The sequence below is a fragment of the Modestobacter sp. VKM Ac-2985 genome, assembly GCF_026967925.1.
Lineage (GTDB): Bacteria > Actinomycetota > Actinomycetes > Mycobacteriales > Geodermatophilaceae > Modestobacter.
Genome location: NZ_JAPVBI010000002.1, coordinates 377111 through 401074 on the forward strand (window position 1 = coordinate 377111; position 23964 = coordinate 401074).

Sequence of the window (23964 nt, forward strand, 5' to 3'; positions counted from 1 at the left end):
CCCGCAGGCCGGGCCCGGGGCCGCTGCCGTGGACGGCTCGGCATCGTCACCTCCCCCGGGTCGAGCTCAGTTCCAGGAGTCGAGCCAGAAGCGCAGGTCCAGGCTGTCGGACTCCAGTGGGATCCCCAGCCAGACCGGGGCGAAGAAGGCGAACCCGGCGACGGAGAGGGCGAGCACCACACCGCCGGCCAGCCGCGGTCGGCGGGTCGCCTGCACCGCACGGACCAGGCCCAGGGCGATGAACGGCACCACCGGCACCAGGTAGAAGAAGTAGCCGGGCTTGTTCGCGGCCAGCCAGGGAGCCCACAGCAGCAGCAGCGGGACTCCGACGGTGGCCGCGACGCGATCCCGGCGGGCGACCGCGCGCCAGATCAACACCGGGTAGGCCAGCAGCGCCGGCCACCACAGGCCGGGGTTGCCGAGCATGACGATGCGCGCCCGGGTGTCCGGCGGCACCTCGCACTCCTCGGCCTCCTGCTGCGCGGAGGTGCAGCTCTCGGCGTAGACCAGCACCGGCCGCTCCAGCCAGGGCCAGCCGAGCGGGCTCGACCGGTACGGGTGGCTGGCCTCCAGGCCGAGGTGGTAGTCGACCAGGTCGACCTGGCTCTGCGCCCACGTCTGCAGCCGGTCACCCGGTGAGGTGCCGCAGTCCCCGGCCTCGCAGGCCTGCTGGGCGGCGTGGCTCTCGGGGTAGTTGGCGAACCAGCCCGCGAAGCTGGCGACGTAGACGGCGGCGGGGACCAGCAGCAGGCTCAGCACCGCCCCGCCGGTGACCGCACCGGCGCGGCGCGCGGCCGCGCGGAAGGTCTCGCCCCGGCCGCTGAGCTCGGTGCCGAGCAGCAGCACACCGGCGACGCCGACGGCGATCAGGCCGGTCCACTTGGTGGCCACCGCGAGCCCGAGCGTGAGCCCGGCCAGCCAGCGGTACCGGGAGCCCAGGAAGGACCGGCGCAGCGTCTCACCGGCCGCGCGGGTCCGGGTGCGCGCATCCCGGTCCAGCAGGACCAGCCAGAACGTGGCGACGACGAACAGGCCCAGGGCCGCGTCGAGCATGGCGATCCGGCTGGACGTCACCGCCAGGCCGTCCAGGGCGACGAGCACGGCGGCGAGCGCGGCCGGGGCGGTGCGGCGGAACAGCCGGAGCCCGCTCAGGTAGGTGAGCAGCACCGTCAGCGAGCCGGCGGTGGCCATGCCGGCCCGCCAGCCGAAGGGGGTGGCGCCGAACAGCTCGATGCCTGCGGCGATCACCCACTTGCCCATCGGCGGGTGGGCCGGGCGGCCCTCCTCGACACCCTGGGTCAGGTAGTCGGAGGCGTCGACGGCGTAGTACTTCTCGTCGAAGTAGAGGCGGTCCGGGTCGCCGAGGTCCCAGAACCGGATGGCGGCGGCCAGGGCCAGCAGCGCCAGCGGCACGCCCCACCGCACGACCCCCGGTGGGAGACGTCGGACCGACGACGGGCGGCGCCCGGAGGCGCCGCCCGTCTCTCGCTGCGCGACCGTGGATGCGGTTGCGCTCACTGGTCGCGTGCCCCAGTGGTCGGTCGGGGACTCAGCCCTCGGTCTCGGTGACGTCGACGTCGAACTCGGTCTCGGTCTCGGTGTCGATCTCGGTCTCGGTCTCGACGACCTCTTCCTCGACCTCGGTCTCGGTCTCGGTGGGCTCGAGGGTCTCGGTGACCTCGGTCTCGAGCTCCTCGGTCTCGGTGAGCTCCTCGGTCTCGGTGACCTGGACGGTGCCGTCGTCGTCCTCGTTCTCCCCGGCGCAGCCGGCGGCGCCGAAGATGAGGAGGCCGGAGAATGTGGCGGCAGAGACGCCGCGGACGAGCTTGTTCATGGGGTGCTCCTGTGTTCGGGGGAAGCGGTCGGGCAAAGGCATGTCCGCATATCGCCGCCCTCACACACCGAAAGCGCATAACGATCAGGTCACAGCAGGCGAATTGTCCCGCTGCACATGAATCGCACAACGATCCGGTAACGGCGAGTGTCGCCCAGATGATGTTGAAGAACGGGTGTTCGAGAGGTCGGCACTGGTAATGGCGGGACCGTGAACCCTCGGTCCGTGTGCGTCTGCATCCCCACCTACCAGGAGCGGGAGAGCCTCCCCCGCACGCTCGACGGCGTGCTGCGCGCGGCCCCGGACGTCCACGTCCTGGTGATCGACGACAACAGCCCCGACGGCACCGGCGAGCTCGCCGACCGGCTGGCCGCCGAGGACCCGCGGGTGCACGTGCTGCACCGCCCCGGCAAGGAGGGCATCGGGCCGGCCTACATCGCCGGCTTCCGCTGGGCCCTGGCCGAGGGCTTCGACGTGGTGGCCCAGATGGACGCCGACGGGTCGCACCGCCCGCAGGACCTGCCCCGGTTGCTGGCGGCACTGAGCGGAGCCGACGCGGTGCTGGGCTCCCGGTGGGTGCCCGGCGGCGCCGTCGCCGACTGGCCGCACAGCCGGGAGCTGCTGAGCCGCACCGCGAACCGCTACGTGCGGGCCGCGCTGCGTCTGCCGGTGGGCGACGCGACCGGGGGGTTCCGGGCGTTCCGCCGGCACACCCTGGAACGCCTGGACCTCGACGCCGTGCAGAGCCACGGCTACTGCTTCCAGATCGACATGACCCGCCAGGTGTGGGCCCGCGGCCTGCGCCTCGTCGAGGTGCCGATCCTGTTCGTGAACCGGGAGTTCGGCGAGAGCAAGATGAGCTCGCGGATCATCCGCGAGGCGCTGGTCCGGGTCACCGCCTGGTCGCTGACCTCCCGCCGGCCCGTGGCCGCGCCGCCGCGGCCGGCGACCAGCCGTGGCGAGCGGCTGGTCCACCGCATCGCCGCCTGACTGCGGTCCGCGGATGCGGACCATCCGCCCGTTGTCCACCCGCAGCTGCGGAACTAGGGTCCTGCTGTGCCCACCTCCTACCGGATCGCCGAGGCCGCTGCGCTGCTCGGCGTCAGTGACGACACGGTCCGGCGCTGGATCGACAGCGACCGGCTGCCTGCCACCCGCGGCGGGGGCCCGGCGCAGGTCGACGGCGTCGCGCTGGCCCGGGTGGCGGCCGAGCTGCACGAGGCGCCCCAGCCGGGCGCGACCCGCTCGTCCTCGGCCCGCAACCGGCTCACCGGGATCGTCACCCGGGTGGTCCGGGACACCGTGATGGCGCAGGTGGAGATCCAGGCCGGGCCGTTCCGGGTGGTGTCGCTCATGTCCCGGGAGGCCGCCGACGAGCTGGGCCTGGAGCCCGGCGTCCGGGCGGTGGCCACGGTGAAGGCGACCCAGGTCAGCGTGGACGTGCCGTGAGTGAGCATCGCAGCGAGCGCCAGCGAGTGAGGAGCGGAGCGAGCGTGCACCGCCGAGGACCTGGTGCCGTGAGGCGGTCGGTGGCCGGTGCCCTGCTGCTGGTCCTCGCTGGTTGCGGGGTCGACAGCGGGCAGGCGACCGAGACGGACGGCGAGCTGGGTGGCACCCTCACCGTCCTCGCGGCGGCCTCGCTGACCGACGTCTTCACCGACCTCGGCGACCAGCTGGAGTCCGACCACCCCGGCCTGGACGTGCAGTTCACCTTCGCCGGCAGCTCCGCGCTGGCGACCCAGGTGGCCCAGGGTGCACCGGCCGACGTCCTCGCCTCCGCCGACGAGGAGCTGCTGGCCGCGGTCGCCGACCTCGGTGCCGGGGACCCCGCCGTCTTCGCGGAGAACACCCTGGTCATCGCCGTCCCGGCGGGCAACCCGGCCGACGTGACCGGCCTGGCCGACCTCGCCGACCCGGGACGGACCATCGCCCTGTGCGCCACCGAGGTGCCGTGTGGCGCGGCCGCCGCGCGGGTGTTCGACGCCGCCGGCCTGACGCCGGCGCCGGACACCCTGGAGCAGGACGTGCGTGCGGCGCTGACGAAGGTGCAGCTCGGTGAGGTCGACGCGGCGCTGGTCTACGCCACCGACGTCGCTGCGGCCGGCTCCACGGTGGAGGGCATCGACGTCGCCGAGGCCGCCGACGTGGTCAACCGGTACCCGCTGATGGTGCTCGAGGCCGCCCCGAACCCGCAGGCGGCGGAGGCCTTCGTCGACCTGGTGCGCTCCGACGCCGGCCGCCGGGCCCTCGCCGACGCCGGCTTCCGCCTCCCGTGACCCACCGACCGGGGCAGAAATGGCCATTTCTGCCCTCGGCGAGAGCAGGGCGGGACGGCGGGGTGCCGGCGCCGCTGCTGGTGCCGGCGCTGCTCGGGGTGGCGTTCCTGGTGCTGCCGCTGCTCGGGCTGCTGGTCCGCGCGCCGTGGTCGGAGATCGGCCCGCAGCTCGCCCGCCCGGGCGTCGGCGAGGCGCTGCGGCTGTCGCTGGTCTCGGCCACGCTGGCCACCGCCGTCTCCCTGGTGCTCGGCGTCCCGCTGGCCTGGGTGCTGGCCCGGTCGCAGCTGCGGGGCCGGTCGGTGCTGCGGGCGCTGGTGACCGTGCCGCTGGTCCTCCCGCCGGTGGTCGGCGGGGTCGCGCTGTTCCTGGTGCTGGGCCGGCAGGGGATCGTGGGCGGGTGGCTGTACGAGGCCACCGGCTTCTCGCTGCCGTTCACCACCGCCGCGGTCGTGATCGCCGAGGCGTTCGTGGCGATGCCGTTCCTGGTGATCAGCGTGGAGGGCGCGCTGCGCGCCGCCGACGCCCGGTTCGAGGACGCCGCCGCCACGCTGGGCGCCGACCGCTGGACGACGTTCCGCCGGGTCACCCTCCCCCTGGTCGCCCCGGGGGTCGCCGCCGGGGCGGTCCTCTGCTGGGCGCGGGCCCTGGGGGAGTTCGGCGCCACGATCACCTTCGCCGGCAACTTCCCGGGGACGACGCAGACCATGCCGCTGGCGGTCTACCTGACCCTGCAGCGCGACCCGGAGGCGGCGATCGTGCTGAGCCTGGTGCTGCTGGGCGTCTCCCTGGCGACCCTGCTGCTGCTGCGCGACCGCTGGCTGGGGCGAGGGGCGGTCAGGTGAGCCTGGCCGCACGGGTCGTCGTCCGGCGCGGGTCGCTCCAGCTGGACGTGGAGCTGACCGTGGCCGACGGCGAGGTGCTCGCCGTCCTGGGGCCGAACGGGGCCGGGAAGTCCACCGTCCTGCGGGTGCTCGCCGGGCTGCTCCCTCCCGACGGCGGCCGGGTCGTCGTCGACGGCGACCAGGTCTGGGACTCCCCCGAGGAGCACCGGCCCGCGCACGAGCGGTCGCTGGGCATGGTCTTCCAGGACCACCTGCTGTTCCCGCACCTCTCCGTCACCGACAACGTCGCCTTCGGGCTGCGCACCCGCGGCGTCCGGCGGGCCGACGCCCGGGCGACCGCCGGCGACTGGCTGGCCCGGGTCAGCCTGACCGGGCTCGGGGACCGGCGGCCCGGGCAGCTGTCCGGGGGGCAGGCCCAGCGGGCCGCGCTGGCCCGGGCGCTGGTGGGGGAGCCGCGCGTGCTGCTGCTGGACGAGCCGCTGTCGGCGCTGGACGCCCGCACTCGGCTCACCGTGCGGGCCGAGCTGCACCGGCACCTCACCGACTACGCCGGCAGCGCCGTCCTGGTCACCCACGACCCGGTCGACGCGATGGCGCTGGCCACCCGGGTGGTGGTGGTCGAGGACGGTCGGGTGGTGCAGGCCGGCACCCCGGCGGAGGTCGCCCGGCGTCCGCGCACCGACTACGTGGCCCGGCTGGTCGGTCTGGTCCTGCTGGCCGGCACGGCTGCGGGGACGACGGTCGAGCTGGACGGCGGCGGCACGGTCGCGGTGGCGGAGGACGTCGCCGGCCCGGTCTTCGTCGCCGTCCGGCCCGAGTCGGTGGCGCTCTACCTGTCCCGCCCGGCCGGCAGCCCACGCAACGTGTGGCCGCTGCGGCTGGTCGCGGCCACGCCGCACGGTTCGGTGGTGCGCTGCGACCTGGCCGGGGAGGTGGCGCTGACCGCCGACGTCACCGCCACCTCCTTCGCCGAGCTCGGGCTGGCGCGCGGCGCCGAGGTCTGGGCCTCGGTCAAGGCCTCCGAGGTCGCCGTCTACCCCCGGTGACCGGTCAGCGCAGCCGCCGGAACGTCGTCCGGATCTCCTCGACCAGCAGCTCCGGCTGCTCGAGCGCGGCGAAGTGCCCCCCGGCGGTGACCTGGTCGAAGTGCAGCAGGTCGGTGTAGCGGCGCTCGACCCAGCGGCGGGACTTGCGCACGTACTCCCCCGGCATGATCGTGATCCCGGTCGGGAGGTCGATGGGCGCCGCGCCCGCGGGCGGCCCCCAGTGCCCCTGGCTCAGCTCCCAGTACATCCGGGCCGAGGACGTCGCGGTGCCGGTCAGCCAGTACAGCATGACGTCGTCGATCATCTCGTCGACGTCGAAGACCGCCTCGGCGTCCCCGTGCGCCCCGCCGACGTCTTGGAACATCGCGTAGATCCAGGAGGCGAGCCCGACCGGGGAGTCCGACAGGGCGTAGCCGATCGTCTGCGGCCGGGTGGACATCTGCTTGGCGTAGCCGGAGAGCACCTCGTCGTAGTAGCGGGCCTCGGTGAGCATCTGCTGCTCCTCCGGCGTCGCCTCGGCCATCTCCTGCGGGGTGGGCCAGAACATGGCCATGTTCAGGTGCATGCCGGCCAGCCCGGTGGGCGTGGTTGCCGTCAGCGCGGCCATCTCCTCGGTGACGCCGGCGCCGAGGTCACCGCCCTGGGCGACGAAGCGGTCGTAGCCCAGCCGGGCCATCAGCGTGACCCAGGCGCGGGCCGTGCGCGGCAGGTCCCAGCCGGTGGTGGTGGGCCGCTCGGAGAAGCCGAAGCCGGGCAGGCTCGGGATCACCAGGGAGAAGGCGTCCTCGGCGCGGCCGCCGTGTGCCACCGGGTCGGTCAGCGGGCCGATGACCTTCCGGAACTCCAGCACCGAGCCGGGCCAGCCGTGGGTCATGACCATCGGCATCGCGTCCGGCTCGGGGGAGCGGATGTGCAGGAAGTGCACGTCCAGCCCGTCGATGGTGGTCACGAACTGGTCCCAGCCGTTGAGCAGCGCCTCGGTGGCCCGCCAGTCGTAGCCGGTGCGCCAGCGCTCGACCAGGGCCTGGACCCTGGCCAGCTGCGGGCCCTGGCTGGTGTCCGGGACGGTCTCGGCGTCCGGCCACCGGGTGGCGGCCAGCCGCTGCTGCAGGTCGTCGAGCTGGGTCTGCGGCACGTCGATGGTGAACGGGCGGACCGCGTCGGTGGTCGTCGTGTCGGAGCTGGGGTGCGTCGTCGTGCTCATGCTCGGCTGCCTCACGGTCGTCGTCCGGTCAGATCGTCTGCCAGTCAGACGATCCGTTCGCCGGACGGTAGCACCCCCGTACGATGTACCGGTGACGAGCAGCCGAGAGCAGGACGTCCCCGGGCTGGAGGACGAGCTGGGGTGGTCGCTGCACCGGGTGTCCACGGCCTTCCGGCAGACCGCCCTCACCGCGGTCGACGACCTGCCCGGCGGCCCGCGCGGCTACCAGGTGCTGGTCGCGGTGCACGCCGGGCCGCCGTCCTCCCAGCTCGCGCTGGCCCAGCGGCTGGCCATCGACAAGACGGCGATGACCTACCTGGTCGACGAGCTGCAGGACGCCGGGCTGGTCACCCGCCGGCCCGACGCCGCCGACCGGCGGGTGCGCCAGGTCGTGGTCACCCCCGAGGGGCGGGCGGCGCTGGAGCGGTCCCGGTCCGCGCTCCGGGCGGTGGAAGGGCGGCTCCTCGGCGACCTCGACGCGGACGAGAGCGCGCAGCTGCGGCGCCTGCTGGCCCGGGTGGCGCACGCCAGCGACCAGGTGGAGCCCTGCCTGACCAGCGAGCAGGTCCGCTCGGCGGTGACCGGATGACCGCCGACGCACCCGTGGCCGGGCTCGTGCTCGCCGCCGGCGGCGGTCGCCGGTACGGCATCCCGAAGGCGCTGGTCGAGCACGAGGGCAGCCTGCTGGTCGAGCGGGCGGTCCGGACGGCGGCTGCGGTCTGCGACCCCGTCCTCGTCGTGCTCGGCGCCCAGGCGGTCGACGTCTGGCGCACCGCCGACCTGACCGGCGCCACCGTGCTGGCCAACCGCGACTGGGAGAGCGGCATGGCCTCCAGCCTGCGCACCGGCCTGGACGGGCTGCGCGGCTGGCCGGGCCGGGTCGACGCGGTGCTGGTGCAACTGGTCGACATGCCGGGGATGACGCCCGCCGCGCTGGCCCGGCTGGCCGAGCACGCGGCACCCGACGCCCTCGCCGTCGCCAGCTACGACGGCGTCCGCGGGCACCCGGTGCTGCTGGGCCGCGAGCACTGGGCGGGGGTGGCCGAGACGGCGACCGGCGACGAGGGCGCCCGCGCCTACCTGGCCGCCCACGACGTCACCGAGGTCGACTGCACCGGCCTCGCCGACCCCACCGACCTGGACCACCCGCCGACCCAGGCATAGGAAGCTCCACACCCGGTTCTGCGCCCGATGCCGGGTGGAAAGCCTCCTGTGCCTGGGCAGTGGATCCGCGGGTACCTTCGCCGCCGTGGAGACGATCCTGGCCCGGGTGACCGAGGAGCCGCTGTCGGTCGCCGAGCACGAGGCGGCGGTGGCGGACGAGGCGGCCGGTGCGGTGGTCTCGTTCGCCGGTGTGGTCCGCGACCACGACGGTGGCCGCTCGGTCACCGAGCTGGAGTACACCGGGCACCCGACCGCCGCTGAGCTCATCGCCGAGATCGCCGCCGAGTTCGCCGCCCGTCCCGAGGTGCAGGCCGTGGCCGTCTCCCACCGGATCGGGCTGCTGGGCATCGGCGACGTCGCGCTGGCCTGCGCGGTCAGTGCCGCGCACCGGGGGCAGGCGTTCACGGCGTGCGCGGAGCTCGTCGACGAGGTGAAGGCCCGGCTGCCGATCTGGAAGCGGCAGGTCTTCTCCGACGGCGCGGAGGAGTGGGTCGCCTGCCCGTGACGGGTGGGCTGCCTGGGACGGCGCCTTGCCCGTGGGCCCGTCTGCATGGCATAAACGCACCGACTCGACTCCAGCCCCGGGGCGAGTGCTCCTCCGGTGTACCGCGGGTGGCGGAATGACCGGGAGGTCCCACATGCCCTGGCGGGCCGGCGAACTGATCGTCGAGGCGATGCCCTCGGGCTTCCTGTCCCTGGACGGCGACTGGCGGATCACCTACGTGAACCAGGCCGGCGTGACGATCCTCGGCCTCCCCCGCGACGAGCTGATCGGCGCCGACTTCTGGGAGGCCTTCCCGGCCAACCGGGACAACGAGTTCGGCCGGGCCTACCGGCGTGCGGTCGCCACCGGTGAACCGGTCAGCGTGGAGGGCTTCTACCCGCAGCCGCTGAACCGCTGGTTCGAGGTGCAGGCGATCCCGGCCGAGGACGGCCTGCTCTGCTACTTCTCCGACATCACCGACCGTCGTGCCAGCCGAGAGCGGCTGGCGATGCTGGCCCGGGTGAGCGCCGAGCTGGCCGGCACCCTGGACGTCGACTCCGCGGCGACCCGCATCCCGCGGCTGATCGTCCCGGTGCTGGGCGACTGGTGCGTGCTGACCGTGCTGGACGACGACGGCCGCCCCCGGGACGTCGGCTGGTGGCACGTCGACCCGGCCCGCCGTCCGCTGGTGGAGCGGTACACCGCCGTGCGGCTGAGCTCGATGCCGGTGACCTCCCCCGTGGTGCGTGCGCTGCTCGGGGAGACCGTGATCGCCGCCGCCGGTGACGTGGCCGCCCTGATGCCCGAGGGCCAGGCCCGGGACCTGCTGGGGCTGCTCGGGCCGCACTCCGGGGTGACGCTGCCGCTGCGCGGCCGGGGGCGGACGCTGGGCGCGCTGACGCTGTACTTCGACGGCGACCGGGTGATGGACGACTCCGACCTCGCCACCGCGCAGGAGGTCGCCGACCGGGCCGGCCTCGCGCTGGACAACGTGCGGCTGTTCTCCCAGCAGCGCCAGCTGGCCGAGGAGCTGCAGCGCAGCCTGCTCACCGGGGCCTTCACCCACGACCAGGCCGAGGTGGTCGTCCGGTACACCCCGGCGGCCGAGGCGGCCCGGGTGGGCGGCGACTGGTACGACGCCTTCCTGCAGCCCTGCGGGGCGACGATGCTGGTGATCGGCGACGTCGTCGGGCACGACACCGCGGCGGCCGCGGCGATGGGCCAGCTGCGCTCGCTGCTGCGCGGCATCGCGACCTACAGCGACGCCGGCCCGGGGGAGGTGCTGCGCGGCCTCGACGCGTCGATGGCCCAGCTGGAGGTCGGCACCTACGCCACCGCGGCGGTGGCCCGGTTCGAGCAGACCCCCGACGAGCTGGCCCGCGGCGTCACCCGGATGCGGTGGAGCAACGCCGGGCACCTGCCGCCGCTGGTGATCAACCCCGACGGCACCCTGGCGGCCCTGGCCGACTGGCGGGGCGAGCTGCTGCTCGGCGTCGACGCCGAGACCCCCCGCGGGGAGTCGGTGGTCACGCTGGACGGCGGGACGACGGTGCTGCTGTTCACCGACGGGCTCATCGAGAGCCGCGGCGGCGACCTGGACCAGGGGATGGCCCGGCTGCGGGCGGCCGCCGCGGAGCTCGCCGGGCGGTCACTGGACGAGCTCTGCGACGAGCTGCTCGACCGGCTCGTGCACGGTCAGCCCGAGGACGACGTCGCCCTGGTCGCCATCCGCCTGCGCGGGTGACCCCGGTGGGCCGATGGCGTCAGTGCGCGCCGGCGCCGGCCAGTCCGTCGTCGTCCCGGCGGTCGCGGTCGGCGCGCTCCTCCTCGGCCTCGGCCTCCAGGCGGCGGGCCTCGCCGTCGATGGTGGCCGCGGCGTCGCCGTGGGACTCGCCGTAGACCTGCTCGGCGCGGCCCAGCAGCTCCTCGGCCTTCGCCTTCGCCTTGTCGAACACGCTCATCGGGTACTCCTCATCCGCCGGCGAACGGGGGCAGGACGTCCACCACCGTGCCGGGCGTGAGCACCAACGCGCGGTCCCGGGTGGAGGTTCCGTCGACCAGGAAGGAGCAGGCGGTCAGCACCCGCTCCAGCCGCTCGCCGTGCGCGTCGGCGAGCTGGCCGACGAGCTCGGCCAACGTGCCGGCCTGCCGGGTCTCGGTGTCGACGCCGACCGCGGCGCGGGCGCCGGCGAAGTAGCGCACGGTGACGGTGGGTGCGCTCACCTCAGCCCCCGATCGCGGACATGGGACGGGAGGGCTGCAGGAAGCTCGGGTCGTCGATGCCGTGCCCGGGGAGCTTGGACAGCGTCGCGATCCGCCAGCGGTCGGCGATCTCGGCGTCGTCGGCGCCGGCGCGCAGGGCGCTGCGCAGGTCGGACTCCTCACGGGCGAACAGGCAGTTGCGGATCTGCCCGTCCGCGGTGAGCCGGGTCCGGTCGCAGGCACCGCAGAACGAGCGGGTGACCGAGGCGATGACGCCGACGGTCAGCCCGGTGTCGTCGACCAGCCACCGCTCGGCCGGGGCGGCACCCCGCTCCTCGACGTCCGGCGTCAGCGTGTGCGTGGCGGTGAGCCGGGCCAGGATGTCCTCCGCGGTCACCATCTCCGCGCGGGTCCAGGCGTGGTGGGCGTCCAGCGGCATCTGCTCGATGAAGCGCAGCTCGTAGCCGTGCTCCAGGCAGTACTCCAGCAGCGGGACGGCGTCGTCCTCGTTGATGCCGCGCATCAGGACGGCGTTGACCTTCACCGGCGTCAGGCCGGCGTCCCGGGCCGCCCGCATCCCGGCGAGGACGTCGGGCAGCCGGTCGCGGTGGGTGATCTGCTTGAAGCGCTCGCGGTCCAGGGTGTCCAGGCTGACGTTGATCCGGTCCAGGCCGGCGGCCGCGAGCGCCGGCGCCATCCGGGACAGCCCGATCGCGTTGGTGGTCAGGCTGACCTCCGGGCGGGGGCGCAGCGCCGTGGTCGCCGCGACGATGCCGGGCAGCCCGGGGCGCAGCAGCGGCTCGCCACCGGTGAACCGGACCTCCTCGATGCCCAGGTGCTCGACGCCGATCCGGACCAGCCGGGCGACCTCGTCGTCGGTCAGCTGCTCGACCTTGGGCAGCCACTGGAGGCCCTCGGGGGGCATGCAGTAGCTGCAGCGCAGGTTGCACCGGTCGGTCAGGGAGACCCGCAGGTCGGTGGCGGTGCGCCCGTGCCGGTCGACGAGCCCGCCACTGCCCGGGGTCACCGTCGGGCGCACCCGCGGGTCGGGGAGGGGGCTGGGAGTCGTCACGGCCCGAATGTAGTGCGGGAACGGCACGCTGGCGCGGTTGCGGTGAACGCGTTCGTGACCGGCGGACGGCTGCTACGTTCGCGGGGCCACCCGAGGGTCCGGCGGGCATCCCCGCACTCGCCTGTGGCCAGGAAGCGCGAGCAGCTGTGTCCCCCAGCACCGTCCTCAGCCCCTACGCCCGGCTGTTCACCGTCCCCGGTGCCCGGGCCTTCTCCCTCGCCGGCTGGTTCGCCCGGGTGCCGATGGCCACCGTGGGCCTCGGCTCGGTGCTGCTCGTCCAGGCGGAGTCGGGCAGCTACGCCCTCGCCGGGGCCATCGCCGGCACGCTGTCGCTCGCCTTCGCCGTCGCCAGCCCGCAGTGGGCCCGGGTGATGGACCGGTACGGGCAGAGCCTCGTGCTGCGCTGGACGGCGCTGGCCTACCTCGTGCTGGGGCTGTCGTTCGTCGCGGTGGTGCTGGCCGGCGCCCCGGTGTGGACGTGGTTCGCCCTCGCCGTGCTGGCGGGGGCGAGCGGCACCAGCATCGGCTCGGTGGTGCGCAGCCGCTGGGCGCACGCGCTGGAGGACCCCGCTCAGCGGCAGACCGCCTTCGCCTTCGAGTCGGTCGCCGACGAGGTCGTGTTCGTCACCGCGCCGCCGCTGGTCACCTTCCTGGCCGCGCTGGTCTCCCCGCCCGCCGGGTTCCTGACCGGGCTGCTGGTCGGCGTCATCGGCGGCCTGGTGATGTCCCGGCTGGAGGCGACCGCGCCACCGGTGACCCCGCGGGTGGCCGGCCAGCGGCACGTGCGGATCCGGGTGCTCACCGCGGGGCTGGTCGCCATCGCCGTCACGTACCTGGCGATGGGCGCCGTCTTCGGGGCGATGGACGTCGTGGTGGTGGGCTTCGCCGATGCGGAGGGCCGGCCCGCGATCGCCGGGCTGGCGCTGTCGGCCTACGCGGGCGGCAGCCTGGTGGCCGGGCTGGCCTACGGGGTGGTCCGGCTGCCCGGCACGCTGGTCACCCGGTTCCTCGGCTGCGCGCTGCTGTTCGCCGTCGCCGCGCAGACCCTGTACCTGGTCAGCTCCCTGACGCTGCTGATCGGGCTGGCGTTCCTGGCCGGCCTGACGATCGCCCCGGTGCTGGTCGCCGGGATGTCGCTGGTGGAGTCGCGGGTGCCGCGGGCGGCGCTCACCGAGAGCCTGACCTGGACCTCGACAGGCCTCACCGTGGGGGTCACCGCAGGCTCGGCGCTGGCCGGCACGGCGGTCGACCGGTGGGGGGCGGAGGCGGCCTTCGCCGTCCCGGCCCTGGGCGCCGCGCTCACCGGGGTGCTCGGGGTGGCCGCCTGGGCGGTGCTCCGCCGTCCGGACCAGGTGGTCGCCGAGGTGGCCCCGGCCACCTCGCACTGACCACACCGGCCCTGGCCCGCCGCCGTACATTGGACAGACCGTCCGCGCCACCCGAGGAGACCCGGCACCACGATGAGCACCGTCCCGAGCACGGAGCTCCGTCCCGACGCCGCCACCGGTGAGGTGCTGACGCAGGCTGCCCGGCGGCGGACGTTCGCGGTGATCAGCCACCCCGATGCGGGGAAGTCGACGTTGACCGAGGCCCTGGCGCTGCACGCGCGGGTGATCGGGCAGGCCGGTGCGGTGCACGGCAAGGCCGGGCGGCGGGGCACGGTGTCGGACTGGATGGACATGGAGAAGGCCCGCGGCATCTCCATCACCTCTGCGGCACTGCAGTTCGAGTACCGCGATGCGGTGGTCAACCTGCTGGACACCCCCGGGCACGCGGACTTCTCCGAGGACACCTACCGGGTGCTCACGGCCGTGGACGCGGCGGTGATGCTCATCGACGCCGCCAAGGGCCTGGAGGCCCAGACGATGAAGCTGTTCGCCGTGTGCCGGCACCGCGGCATCCCGGTGATCACCGTGGTCAACAAGTGGGACCGCCCGGGCAAGGACGCCCTGGAGCTGATGGACGAGGTCGCCCAGCGCACGGGGCTGGTGCCGACCCCGCTGACCTGGCCGGTGGGCATCTCCGGTGACTTCCGCGGCGTGCTGGACCGCCGCGACGGCACCTACCGCCGGTTCACCCGCACCGCCGGCGGGGCCACCATCGCCCCCGAGGAGACGCTCACCCCCGCCGCCGCCGAGGCCCGCGAGGGCGTCGACTGGACCCGTGCGGTCGAGGAGTGCGAGCTGCTCGACGCCACCGAGGCCGACCACGACCAGCAGCGGTTCCTGGCCGGCGAGACGACGCCGGTCATCTTCGCCTCCGCGGTCTCCAACTTCGGCGTCGGTGCCCTGCTGGACGTCCTGGTCGACCTGGCTCCCCCGCCGCCCGCGCGACCGGACGCCGACGGCGCCCCCCGGCCGATCGAGGCCTCCTTCAGCGCCTTCGTGTTCAAGGTCCAGTCCGGCATGGACGCCGCGCACCGCGACCGGCTGGCCTACATCCGGATCGCCTCCGGTGTGTTCGAGCGCGGCATGGTCGTCACCCACGCGACCACCGGCCGCCCGTTCGCCACCAAGTACGCCCAGCACGTGTTCGGCCGGGAGCGGGAGAGCGTCGACACCGCCTACCCCGGGGACGTCGTCGGCCTGGTCAACGCCAACGCGCTGCACGTCGGCGACACCCTGTACGCCGGCACGAAGGTCACCTTCCCGCCGCTGACCACCTTCGCCCCGGAGCACTTCGCGGTGATGCGCGGCAAGGACACCGCCAAGTTCAAGCAGTTCCGTCGCGGCGTCGGCCAGCTCGGTTCCGAGGGCGTGGCCCAGGTGCTGCGCTCGGACCGGCGCGGCGACCAGGCGCCCGTGCTCGCCGTCGTCGGCCCCATGCAGTTCGAGGTGGCCGCGCACCGGATGGCGCAGGAGTTCGGCGCGCCGGTCGAACTGGACCACCTGCCGTACCAGGTCGCGGTGCGCACCGACGCCGCCTCCGCCCCGGCGGTCGCCGCGGCCCGCGGGGTCGAGGTCTTCGAGCGCGAGGACGGCGAGCTGCTGGCGCTGTTCATGGACAAGTGGGACCTGCGCTCGCTCCAGCAGCGCAGCCCGGAACTGACGCTGGAACCGATGGTGGCCGCGCAGCTGAGTTGATCGACGGCAGGGCCGAGGCGGGAGACTGGCGCGGTGACCACGCGACAGTCCCCCAGCCGCCCGGCTCCGCTGGACGCCGGCACCCGGGCCGCCCGGGCCGCCGGCAACGCCGGCCAGCCCACCGTCGAGTTCGCCGAGGCGACCCCCTACGAGCAGTACGTGGGCGTGCGCCAGCTGCAGGCGCTGGTCCGGCCGGTGACCGAGCACCCGGCCGAGCCCGCCTTCCTGGTGGTCACCCAGGTGATGGAGCTGTGGTTCACGCTGCTGCGCCGGGAGTGGGAGCTGGCCCAGCGGCAGCTGCGGGACGACGACCTGGACGCCGCGATCGGCTCGATCCGCCGGTCGGTGCACCACCTGCGGTCGCTGGACGCCAGCTGGGGCTCGCTGCTCTGGCTGACCCCGGCTGAGTTCAACGGGTTCCGCGACGAGCTCGGGGAGGCGTCGGGCTTCCAGTCCTACGAGTACCGGCACGTGGAGTTCCTGCTCGGGCTCAAGGCGGAGTCCGTCGTCCGGCCGCACCGCGGCCTGCCGGTGGTGCACGCGGACCTGCAGCGGGCGCTGGTCGCGCCGTCGCTGGAGGACGACGTCCTGGCGTACCTGGCCCGCCGTGGCCTGCCGGTGCCGGCCGCCGTGCTGGAGCGGGACCGGACGGTCACCCACGAGCCCGATCCCGCCGTCACGGCGCTGTGGGCCGAGGTCTACACCGACCCGCGGCCGGGCAACGAGCTGTTCACCCTGGGCGAGGCGCTCACCGACGTCGCCGAGGTGTTCACCACCTGGCGGCAGCGGCACGTCACCGCCGTCCGCCGGGCGATGGGCGCCAAGCCCGGCAGCGGCGGCTCGGCCGGGCTGGCCTGGCTGGAGCGCAGCGCCGCGCGGGTGGTCTTCCCCGATCTGTGGGCGGCGCGCACCGTGGTCTGAGCCGCATTCCCGGTTCATCGGTGAGATCAGTCGCGGGTAGCGACCGTGAGCCCGGGTAAGGGTGTTGCAGGCCGGTCGCGCCCCATGAGGTCGCGCGCCGCCACCCAGACCGTCCGACGCTTGGAGGACCCCCATGGCCACCGTGCCCACGATCACCCTGAACAACGGCGTGCAGATCCCGCAGCTGGGCTTCGGCGTCTTCCAGATCAAGCCCGAGGACACCGTCGAGGCCACCCGCACGGCCCTCGAGGTCGGCTACCGGCACATCGACACCGCCGAGATGTACGGCAACGAGGCCGAGGTCGGCGAGGCCGTGCGGCAGTCCGGCATCCCGCGCGAGGAGGTCTTCGTGACCTCCAAGCTCAACAACGGCTTCCACGCCCGCGAGGACGCGCTCAAGGCGTTCGACCAGACGCTGGCGGAGCTGCAGTTCGACTACCTGGACCTGTTCCTGATCCACTGGCCGCTGCCGGGCATCGAGGTCGACTACGTCGAGACCTGGAAGGCCATGGAGGAGATCTACCGCTCCGGCCGGGCCAAGTCGATCGGCGTCTCGAACTTCAACCCGCACCACCTGCGCAAGCTCTTCGCCGACAGCGAGGTGCGCCCGGTGGTGAACCAGATCGAGGTGCACCCGTACTTCGCGCAGAACGACGTGCGCGCGTTCAACGGCGACCACGAGATCCGCACCGAGGCGTGGGCCCCGATCGCGCAGGGCAAGGTGCTCGACGACCAGGTCCTCACCCGGATCGGCGAGGCCCACGGCAAGACCGCGGCCCAGGCCGCCCTGCGGTGGCACGTCCAGCGCGGCGACATCATCTTCCCGAAGTCGGTCACCCGCAGCCGGGTCGAGCAGAACTTCGACCTCTTCGACTTCGAGCTCTCCCAGGCCGAGATGGCGGAGATCGACGGCCTCGACCGCGCGGACGGCCGCAACGGCCCGAACCCGGACGAGTTCAACTACATCCCCAGCTGAGGAAGGGCCCCCTCGCCCGCCTGCGAGGGGGCCGTTCCAGCGGCCGTCGTCCCCACCGGGACGGCGGCCGCTGCTGTGTCCGCGGGCGTTGTCGTCCGGGACATCGCACGCGTTCTGCACGGATCGCACGCGCTGCAGCCCGAGCAACGCGTGCAGGACGCGTGCAATGCGGCGGTCGGGCGGCGGTCGGGCGGCGGTGAGGCGGCGGTCAGCGGGGGGCGGCGGTGAGCAGCGCGGCCCGGACGGCGGCCAGCACGGCCTCGGGGTCCACGCCGTCCTCCTGGGCGGTGCGGGCCAGCTCGGCCGCCAGCGCGCGCACCCGCTGCTCCGCCGGCGCGGGCGCCGCCGCTCCACCGGTGACCACGGTGCCGGTGCGCCGACGGCTGGCCACCAGCCCGGCGGCCTCCAGCTCGGCGTACGCCCGGGCCACCGTGCCCGTGGCCACCCCGAGGTCGGCGGCGAGCGCCCGCATGGTGGGCAACCGGGCCCCTTCGGCGAGCACCCCGCTGTGCACGTACGTGGCGATCTGGCTGCGGATCTGCTCGTACGGCGGGGTCGCCGCGCGTACGTCGATGGTGAGGTCGAGGGCCACGACGGTCAGCGCGCCGGCACGGTCGGCGAGTCCGCGGGCACGCCGGGTGCGCGCAGGCACAGCACGACCAGGCCGGCGAGCATCGTCAGCAGGCCCGGCAGCGCCCCGGCCCACCCGGGCAGCGGCAGCGCGCCGACGTTCGACATCGCCATCCCGCCGACCAGCAGCAGGCCACCGATCGCCACGAGGGTGGCCGCGACGGCGGCTCGGAGCACCCGGTGGGCCGAGGCGCGGCGCAGCGCCGTCTCGATCCGCTCGTCCTCGGTGGCGACGGCAGGCCGGTTGGCGACGACCCACAGGGCGGCGAGGGTGACCGCCGCGAGGGTGAGCAGGCCGATCGCGGCCGGGCGGCCGTAGAAGAGACCGGGGAACGGGCTCGCCGTCGACCAGGACAGGTCGCCGCCGGCGGTGGACCCGTGGGTCACCGCCCGCCCGGTCTCGTCAGCCATCAGCGCGCCGACGGCCAGCACGGCGACCGCCAGCGCGGTCGCGACGGCCGCCGTCCGGACCAGCCACCGAGGCGCGGCGTCCAGCAGGCCGCGGTGCACCAGCCGGGCCCGGCGCACCTCACCCTGCGGGCGGGGCCAGGTCAGCTCACCGGCGGCCAGGACGACGGTGTGCGCCACCCCGAAGACGATCGGCACCAGCAGCCCCGTGACGCCCAGGCCCCCGGGTGCGCTGTTGCCGACCTCCCGGACCGCGACCAGCAGGGCCGCCGTGGCTCCCAGGGCCACCGCGGCCGTGGCGGCGAGCCGGGCGTGCCGCCGGGCGGCGTGCACGGACGCTTCCCGGCTGGGCGGGGACCGGCGTAGGACGCCGAGGACGAGGGCGACCGTCGCGGCCAGCACCAGCACGGTCAACAACGGCACCACGGCCACGACGTCCTCCACTCAGTCATTGAGTCAACTGATTGACACAATGACGCCCCGACACCCGCCCCGCAAGGTGGTGGCAGCGGCGGGCACTGTGCGTCCGGTGCCCGTTCCGTCGCTGGATCGGGCACTGGCCGCACAGTGCCGGCAGTGACCGGCGGGAGCGGCGGCGCTCAGTCGGTGGTGACGAAGTCGATGAGCTCCTCGACCCGGCCGATCAGCGTCGGCTCCAGGTCGGTCCACACCTTCACCCGGGCCAGGATGCGCTGCGCCCAGACGTATCCGGTGTCGTCCTCCCAGCCCAGCCGCCGGCAGACGCCGGTCTTCCAGTCCTCGCCCCGAGGCACCGTCGGCCAGGCCTCGATCCCGACGACGGAGGGCTTCACCGCCTGCCAGATGTCGATGAACGGATGGCCCACCACCAGGGCGTGCGAGCCGGTGATCTGGGCGGCGATCCGGGACTCCTTGGAGCCGGTCACCAGGTGGTCGACCAGCACGCCCAGCCGCCGTCCCGACGAGGGGCGGAACTCCTTGACGATCCCCGGCAGGTCGTCGACGCCGTGCAGCGGCTCGACGACGACGCCCTCGATCCGCAGGTCGTGGCCCCAGACCTTCTCCACCAGCTCGGCGTCGTGCTTGCCCTCGACGTAGATCCGCCCTTCGCGGGCCACCCGTGCCCGGGCGCCGACCACGTAGGTCGAGCCGGACGCGCTGCGCTGCGGGCCGGAGGGTGCGTTCTGCTTCGGCCGGACCAGCACGACCGGTCGCCCGTCGACCCAGAAGCCGGGGCCGAGGGGGTAGGCGCGGACCTTGCCGAAGCGGTCCTCGAGGTGGACGACGTCCTTCTCGCACCGCACGACGGCGCCGACGAACCCGCTGCTGGGGTCCTCGACGACGACGTCCTTGAGCGCCTCGACCTGGGGCGAGGGCTTCTTCTGGGTGCGTGGGTGGACCAGGTTGTCGTAGGGCGAACGTGGAGGCACCCGCCCATGCTCGGCGCGCTCATCGCCCGATCCGGGTGCGACACGCCCGGCGTGTGCGGTTCCTGCAGCTCGTGGGCGTGTCGGATCCGTGCCGCGTCGCCCGGGGGACCCCGCATCGACCTGCGAAGACGCGGATCGGAGCGGGCGGTGCAGCGGCGACACGCACTACCACGCCGCTCAGCCGATCTTGTGATCGCCGTTTTGCCGGGCTCGTGGCGGGCAGTGCAGAGAGCGAGACAGCACGCCCCCGAACGAAGGAGCGGAACACATGATCGGCACCGAGACCCTCGACCGCGTCATCGGCGCAGACGTCATCGACGCCGATGGCAACAAGATCGGTACGGCCTCCGAGGTGTTCCTCGACGACCAGTCCGGCAACCCCGAGTGGGTCACCGTGAAGACCGGGATGTTCGGCACCAAGGAGTCGTTCGTCCCGATCCGGGACGCGGACCTGACCGGTGACGGCCTGCGCGTACCGGTGAGCAAGGACGCGGTGAAGGACGCCCCGCGCATCGACTCCGACGGCCACCTCTCCCCGGACGAGGAGAGCCAGCTGTACCGGCACTACAACATGACCGAGAACTCGGTCGCGCGTACCGAGACCGACGTGACCCGCACCGAGACGACCACCGGCGTGGCCGCGGGCACCACGGACACGGACGCCAACCGGCACGGCACCGTGGGCCACGACACCTCCGGCCCCACGACCGACGACGCCATGACGCTCTCCGAGGAGCGCGTCAACGTCGGCACCCAGAACGTCGAGACCGGCCGCGCCCGGCTGCGCAAGTACGTCGTGACCGAGAACGTCTCCGAGACCGTTCCCGTGTCCCACGAGGAGGTCCGGGTCGAGCGTGAGCCCATCACCGACGCCAACCGCGGCAACGCCCTGGACGGCCCGGCGATCTCCGAGGAGGAGCACGAGGTGACGCTGCACGCCGAGCGTCCCGTCGTGGAGAAGGAGGCCGTCCCGGTCGAGCGCGTGCGCCTGGACAAGGAGACGGTCACCGAGCAGCAGCAGGTGAGCGAGACCGTCCGCAAGGAGCAGGTCGACACCGACGAGGTCACCGACACCAACCGTCGCTGATCCCCGCAGTTCCACAGCGCCCGCCCCGGTCCGCCGGGGCGGGCGCTCTGCTGTCCGGGGGCCGGGGTCAGTCGTGCTGTGGCGGCAGGGTCTCGCCGGGGCGGGGCATGACCGGTGCGCCGGCCTCCTCCTCCAGCACCTCGGCGGCCGAGCCCACGATCAGCGGGTCCGGCGTGCCGACGGCGGCCGGGTCCTTGCCGGTGTAGTCGAACCGGGCCAGCACGTGCCGCATCGCCTCCAGGCGGGCCCGCTTCTTGTCGTTGCTCTTGATCACCGTCCACGGGGCGTGCCCGGTGTCGGTGTGCAGGAACATCGCCTCCTTGGCCTCGGTGTAGGCCTCCCACTTGTCCAGCGAGGCCAGGTCGGTGGGGGAGAGCTTCCACTGCCGCACCGGGTCGATCTGCCGCACGATGAACCGGCTGCGCTGCTCGCCCCGGGTCACCGAGAACCAGAACTTCACCAGGTGGATGCCGCTCTCCACGAGCATCTGCTCGAACTCCGGGGCCTGGCGCATGAAGCGCAGGTACTCCTCGGCGGTGCAGTAGCCCATCACCCGCTCCACGCCGGCGCGGTTGTACCAGGAGCGGTCGAACATCACGATCTCGGCGGCCGCGGGCAGGTGCTGCACGTAGCGCTGGAAGTACCACTGCGTCTTCTCGCGCTCCGACGGCTTGTCCAGGGCGATCACCGTCGACCCGCGCGGGTTGAGGTGCTCGGTGAACCGCTTGATGGTGCCGCCCTTGCCGGCGGCGTCGCGGCCCTCGAAGACCAGGACCATCTTCTGGCCGGTGTGCTTCACCCAGCCCTGCAGCTTGAGCAGCTCGATCTGCAGCTTCCGCTTCTCGATCTCGTACTCCCGGCGCACCATGCGCTCGCTGTACGGGTATCCCTCGCGCCAGGTGTCGACCCGGTTGCCCTCCGGGTCGAAGAGCTCGCGGTCGTCGTCCCAGTCGTCGTCGGAGTGGGTGTCCGGCAGCGCGTTCAGCCGCCACCGGGACAGGTCGGGGACGGGCGACGGCGTGCCCTCGGGGGCGCGGTCACGGATCTGCTGGCTCACGTCGTCTCCGGTCTGATGGGTCCAGGGGCTGGTCCCGATCCTGCCCGGGTACGACCCGCCCCGCCTGTTCCCGGGGCTGCCTGTTCGACCGGTCAGTGGGTGTGTGCCCTCGTGCGCACGTGCTGCAGGTGGCCGATCAGCTCATCGCCGATCCGGCCCCAGGTCCGCTCCTCGACGGAGGGGCGGGCCCGCGCGGCCGCAGCGCGGAGCGACGCCGGGTCGTCCCGCAGCCCGGCGACCATCGCGGCCAGCAGGTGGGGGTCGTCCCCGGCCCAGAGCCAGCCGTTCTGCCCGTGCCGCACCAGGTCCAGCGGACCGCCCGAGGCGGCGACGAGTGCGGGGACGCCTGCGGCCAGCCCCTCCTGCACCGCCTGGCAGAAGGTCTCGTCGGCGCCCGGGTGGACGAACAGGTCCAGCGAGGCGACGACCGCGCCGAGCTCGGCGCCACCGAGCCGGCCGAGGAAGCGGGCGCGCGGCAGCCGGCGGGCCAGCTGCCGGCGCTGCGGGCCGTCGCCCACCACGACCAGCCGGACGCCGGGCAGCTCGCTGAGCGGGGCCAGCAGCTCCAGGCGCTTCTCCACCGCCAGCCGGGCGACCACGCCCACCAGCAGCTCCCCGTTCGGGGCCAGTTCGCGACGGAGGCGGGGGTCGCAGTGCCAGGGAGCGAACTGGTCGAGGTCGACGCCGCGCGGCCAGAGCGTGACCGGGCCGATCCCGTGCCGCGCGAGCATCGCCAGGGTCGTGGTGGACGGCGCCAGGGTCAGGTCGGCCGTCTCGTGCACCGACCGCAGGTACCGCCAGGCCGCCCCCGGGCCGCCGAGCAGCCGGTAGCGCTCGGCGTAGGCGGCCAGGTCGGTCTGGAACACGGCGACCGACGGCACCCCGAGCGTGCGTGCGGCACGGGCCGCGGCCAGGCCGAGCACGGCGGGAGAGGCCAGGTGGACCACGTCGGGGGCCAGCTCGGCCAGCACCTCGGTCAGGTCGCCGGCCGGGCGGGCGACGGAGAGCTCTCGGTAGCCGGGCAGGCGCATCGACGGCACGGTGGCGACGTCGACCCAGGCGCCGCAGCGGGACTCGTAGCCCGAGCCGGACGGCGCCACCACCACCGGGTCGTGGCCGCGGACGGCCAGGTGGTCGACCAGCCGCAGCACCGAGTTGACCACTCCGTTGACGGCGGGGAGGAACGTCTCGGCGACGACGGCGACCCGCATGCCCACGCCGCCGGGCGACGGCAGGGCCGCGACCGGCTCCGACAGGGCGGGGTGCTCACGGATCAGGGCGGTGTTCTCGCGCATCAGGGCGGTGTCCTCACGCAACACGGGCTGCTCCAGGGTGGGTCGGGATGGTGGTGGGGCGGCGGACCGGCTTCCGGCGGGCGGGCACCCGGGGCCGGCGGGGGTGGGCGGCCACCACGGGGGGCCGGGCCTCGGTGACGGCCGCGACGGCGTACTCGGCGAGTGCGGCCAGCTCCCGGCGGTCGGCGCCGGCCGGGTCCAGCGCCGGCAGCAGGTGCACCTCCACCACCAGGCCGCGGACGGCGACCACCCGGGCGATGCTGCGCCACAACGGCTCGTCGCCCAGGAAGCCGGCGACCGCGGTGGAGGCCTGCCCGTGGACCCGGTACCGGACGGCGACCGGGCAGACCGGGGCGGCGGCGTCCACGGCGGCCTGGAAGAAGGCCGGGCGGAAGCGACCGAGCTCGACCCCGCACGCCGTCGTCCCCTCGGGGTGGACGGTCACCGCCGTCCCGGACCGCAGCAGGCCGGCGGCCTGGGCGACCGTGCCCGGCAGGGCCCGGATGCGTGCCCGGTCGACCAGCACGACACCGGCCCGCCGGGCCAGGCCGCCGAGGACCGGCCAGTCGCCCACCTCGCGCCGGGCGACGGGCACCCCCGGAACCACGGTCAGCATCGCCAGGTCGTCGATCCAGGAGACGTGGTTCCCGACCACGAGGGGTCCCGGGCCGCGCCCGGCACCGGCCCGCGGCCAGGCCACCGCCGGCGCGGTGACCTCGACCCGCACCCCGGCGGCGGTGAGGAGCCGCGCCGCGGCGCAGACGACCAGTCGCCGCCGTCTCCGCGCACCGGTCCACGGCGCGCGCAGGGCGGCGACCCCGGTGCCGGCCAGCGCACCGCTCAACCGGAGCCACCGGCGCCGCCGGGTCGCGGCGTCCACGGTGGGCACCGGGTCGGCCGCGCAGGCGGCCGTGCAGCCGGAGACGGGCACCCAGCTCATCGGTCGCTGCCGGACAGTCCGGCGGCGACACCGG

The 23964-nt window shown here is 74.3% G+C and carries 26 protein-coding genes; 14 read left to right on the forward strand and 12 right to left on the reverse strand.

The annotated features are described in order from the left end of the window. Positions 1 to 66: 66 nt before the first annotated feature. Together O2V61_RS10975 and O2V61_RS10980 are read right to left on the reverse strand one after the other, a co-directional pair. Positions 67 to 1413, reverse strand: coding sequence for a phospholipid carrier-dependent glycosyltransferase (locus O2V61_RS10975; protein ID WP_269183343.1), 1347 nt, complete (start codon positions 1411 to 1413; stop codon positions 67 to 69). Between the two features lie 136 nt (positions 1414 to 1549). After that, positions 1550 to 1834 carry a hypothetical protein gene (locus O2V61_RS10980; protein ID WP_269183344.1) on the reverse strand — a complete coding sequence of 95 codons (285 nt, stop codon included), beginning with the start codon at positions 1832 to 1834 and terminating at the stop codon, positions 1550 to 1552. Between the two features lie 225 nt (positions 1835 to 2059). Between O2V61_RS10980 and O2V61_RS10985 the strand changes: the two genes are divergently transcribed. The 5 genes from O2V61_RS10985 (at position 2060) to O2V61_RS11005 (ending at position 5998) form a co-directional block, all read left to right on the forward strand. Beyond that, positions 2060 to 2824 carry a polyprenol monophosphomannose synthase gene (locus tag O2V61_RS10985; RefSeq protein WP_269183345.1) on the forward strand — a complete coding sequence of 255 codons (765 nt, stop codon included), beginning with the start codon at positions 2060 to 2062 and terminating at the stop codon, positions 2822 to 2824. A 66-nt stretch (positions 2825 to 2890) separates the two neighbouring features. Further along, a complete protein-coding gene (locus O2V61_RS10990) occupies positions 2891 to 3283 on the forward strand; it encodes a TOBE domain-containing protein (protein WP_269183346.1) in 393 nt (130 codons plus the stop codon). Positions 3284 to 3351: 68 nt separating this feature from the next. After that, positions 3352 to 4110: a molybdate ABC transporter substrate-binding protein gene (gene modA / locus O2V61_RS10995; protein WP_269183347.1), complete on the forward strand. Its 759-nt coding sequence runs from the start codon at positions 3352 to 3354 to the stop codon at positions 4108 to 4110. 62 nt (positions 4111 to 4172) lie between these two features. Further along, on the forward strand, positions 4173 to 4952 hold the full coding sequence (locus tag O2V61_RS11000) for an ABC transporter permease (RefSeq protein ID WP_269183348.1): 780 nt from the start codon (positions 4173 to 4175) through the stop codon (positions 4950 to 4952). Next, positions 4949 to 5998 carry an ABC transporter ATP-binding protein gene (locus tag O2V61_RS11005; protein WP_269183349.1) on the forward strand — a complete coding sequence of 350 codons (1050 nt, stop codon included), beginning with the start codon at positions 4949 to 4951 and terminating at the stop codon, positions 5996 to 5998. The genes O2V61_RS11000 and O2V61_RS11005 overlap by 4 nt, the downstream gene beginning before the upstream one ends. 4 nt (positions 5999 to 6002) lie before the next feature. Here O2V61_RS11005 and O2V61_RS11010 read toward each other — a convergent pair whose 3' ends face one another. After that, positions 6003 to 7202: an epoxide hydrolase family protein gene (locus O2V61_RS11010; protein WP_269183350.1), complete on the reverse strand. Its 1200-nt coding sequence runs from the start codon at positions 7200 to 7202 to the stop codon at positions 6003 to 6005. Between the two features lie 91 nt (positions 7203 to 7293). On the opposite strand from O2V61_RS11010, the gene O2V61_RS11015 reads away from it, so the two are divergent. The 4 genes from O2V61_RS11015 (at position 7294) to O2V61_RS11030 (ending at position 10594) form a co-directional block, all read left to right on the forward strand. Continuing rightward, on the forward strand, positions 7294 to 7791 hold the full coding sequence (locus O2V61_RS11015) for a MarR family winged helix-turn-helix transcriptional regulator (RefSeq protein ID WP_269183351.1): 498 nt from the start codon (positions 7294 to 7296) through the stop codon (positions 7789 to 7791). Beyond that, positions 7788 to 8366 carry a nucleotidyltransferase family protein gene (locus O2V61_RS11020; protein WP_269183352.1) on the forward strand — a complete coding sequence of 193 codons (579 nt, stop codon included), beginning with the start codon at positions 7788 to 7790 and terminating at the stop codon, positions 8364 to 8366. Before O2V61_RS11015 ends, O2V61_RS11020 begins: the two co-directional genes overlap by 4 nt. Before the next feature lie 85 nt (positions 8367 to 8451). Next, positions 8452 to 8871 carry a molybdenum cofactor biosynthesis protein MoaE gene (locus O2V61_RS11025; protein WP_269183353.1) on the forward strand — a complete coding sequence of 140 codons (420 nt, stop codon included), beginning with the start codon at positions 8452 to 8454 and terminating at the stop codon, positions 8869 to 8871. Positions 8872 to 8986: 115 nt separating this feature from the next. Then, on the forward strand, positions 8987 to 10594 hold the full coding sequence (locus O2V61_RS11030) for a SpoIIE family protein phosphatase (protein WP_269183354.1): 1608 nt from the start codon (positions 8987 to 8989) through the stop codon (positions 10592 to 10594). A 19-nt stretch (positions 10595 to 10613) separates the two neighbouring features. Here the strand turns inward: O2V61_RS11030 and O2V61_RS11035 are convergent, their stop codons facing one another. The 3 genes from O2V61_RS11035 to moaA are packed head-to-tail and all read right to left on the reverse strand — an operon-like array spanning position 10614 to position 12124. Continuing rightward, positions 10614 to 10811 (reverse strand): hypothetical protein, encoded by a 198-nt coding sequence (locus tag O2V61_RS11035; RefSeq protein ID WP_269183355.1) that lies wholly within the window; start codon positions 10809 to 10811, stop codon positions 10614 to 10616. A 10-nt stretch (positions 10812 to 10821) separates the two neighbouring features. Then, positions 10822 to 11073 carry a MoaD/ThiS family protein gene (locus O2V61_RS11040; protein ID WP_269162445.1) on the reverse strand — a complete coding sequence of 84 codons (252 nt, stop codon included), beginning with the start codon at positions 11071 to 11073 and terminating at the stop codon, positions 10822 to 10824. A 1-nt stretch (position 11074) separates the two neighbouring features. Beyond that, positions 11075 to 12124 (reverse strand): GTP 3',8-cyclase MoaA, encoded by a 1050-nt coding sequence (gene moaA, locus O2V61_RS11045; RefSeq protein WP_269183356.1) that lies wholly within the window; start codon positions 12122 to 12124, stop codon positions 11075 to 11077. A 146-nt stretch (positions 12125 to 12270) separates the two neighbouring features. Here moaA and O2V61_RS11050 point away from each other — a divergent pair, with 146 nt between their 5' ends. From O2V61_RS11050 to O2V61_RS11065, 4 genes are all read left to right on the forward strand, one after another. Continuing rightward, positions 12271 to 13512 (forward strand): MFS transporter, encoded by a 1242-nt coding sequence (locus O2V61_RS11050; protein ID WP_269183357.1) that lies wholly within the window; start codon positions 12271 to 12273, stop codon positions 13510 to 13512. Positions 13513 to 13584: 72 nt separating this feature from the next. Beyond that, entirely contained in the window at positions 13585 to 15207 is a 1623-nt protein-coding gene (locus O2V61_RS11055; RefSeq protein ID WP_269183358.1) for a peptide chain release factor 3, read from the forward strand. A 33-nt stretch (positions 15208 to 15240) separates the two neighbouring features. Then, complete coding sequence (locus tag O2V61_RS11060; RefSeq protein ID WP_269183359.1) at positions 15241 to 16128, forward strand: tryptophan 2,3-dioxygenase; 888 nt, start codon at positions 15241 to 15243, stop codon at positions 16126 to 16128. 133 nt (positions 16129 to 16261) lie between these two features. Then, positions 16262 to 17104 carry an aldo/keto reductase gene (locus O2V61_RS11065; protein ID WP_269183360.1) on the forward strand — a complete coding sequence of 281 codons (843 nt, stop codon included), beginning with the start codon at positions 16262 to 16264 and terminating at the stop codon, positions 17102 to 17104. Positions 17105 to 17312: 208 nt separating this feature from the next. On the opposite strand, the gene O2V61_RS11070 is transcribed toward O2V61_RS11065, so the two are convergent. From O2V61_RS11070 to O2V61_RS11080, 3 genes are all read right to left on the reverse strand, one after another. Continuing rightward, positions 17313 to 17756 carry a GntR family transcriptional regulator gene (locus O2V61_RS11070; RefSeq protein WP_269183361.1) on the reverse strand — a complete coding sequence of 148 codons (444 nt, stop codon included), beginning with the start codon at positions 17754 to 17756 and terminating at the stop codon, positions 17313 to 17315. Then, positions 17702 to 18586 (reverse strand): hypothetical protein, encoded by an 885-nt coding sequence (locus O2V61_RS11075; RefSeq protein WP_269183362.1) that lies wholly within the window; start codon positions 18584 to 18586, stop codon positions 17702 to 17704. Before O2V61_RS11075 ends, O2V61_RS11070 begins: the two co-directional genes overlap by 55 nt. A gap of 155 nt (positions 18587 to 18741) precedes the next feature. Next, complete coding sequence (locus O2V61_RS11080) at positions 18742 to 19551, reverse strand: DUF3097 domain-containing protein (protein ID WP_269183363.1); 810 nt, start codon at positions 19549 to 19551, stop codon at positions 18742 to 18744. 268 nt (positions 19552 to 19819) lie between these two features. Here O2V61_RS11080 and O2V61_RS11085 point away from each other — a divergent pair, with 268 nt between their 5' ends. Next, positions 19820 to 20638: a PRC and DUF2382 domain-containing protein gene (locus O2V61_RS11085; protein WP_269183364.1), complete on the forward strand. Its 819-nt coding sequence runs from the start codon at positions 19820 to 19822 to the stop codon at positions 20636 to 20638. 67 nt (positions 20639 to 20705) lie between these two features. On the opposite strand, the gene ppk2 is transcribed toward O2V61_RS11085, so the two are convergent. The 3 genes from ppk2 to O2V61_RS11100 form a co-directional block, all read right to left on the reverse strand. Beyond that, positions 20706 to 21695 carry a polyphosphate kinase 2 gene (gene ppk2, locus O2V61_RS11090; protein WP_269183365.1) on the reverse strand — a complete coding sequence of 330 codons (990 nt, stop codon included), beginning with the start codon at positions 21693 to 21695 and terminating at the stop codon, positions 20706 to 20708. 92 nt (positions 21696 to 21787) lie between these two features. Then, positions 21788 to 23014 (reverse strand): glycosyltransferase family 4 protein, encoded by a 1227-nt coding sequence (locus O2V61_RS11095; RefSeq protein WP_269183366.1) that lies wholly within the window; start codon positions 23012 to 23014, stop codon positions 21788 to 21790. Beyond that, entirely contained in the window at positions 23004 to 23930 is a 927-nt protein-coding gene (locus tag O2V61_RS11100; protein WP_269183367.1) for a lysophospholipid acyltransferase family protein, read from the reverse strand. Before O2V61_RS11100 ends, O2V61_RS11095 begins: the two co-directional genes overlap by 11 nt. Between the last annotated feature and the right edge of the window lie 34 nt (positions 23931 to 23964).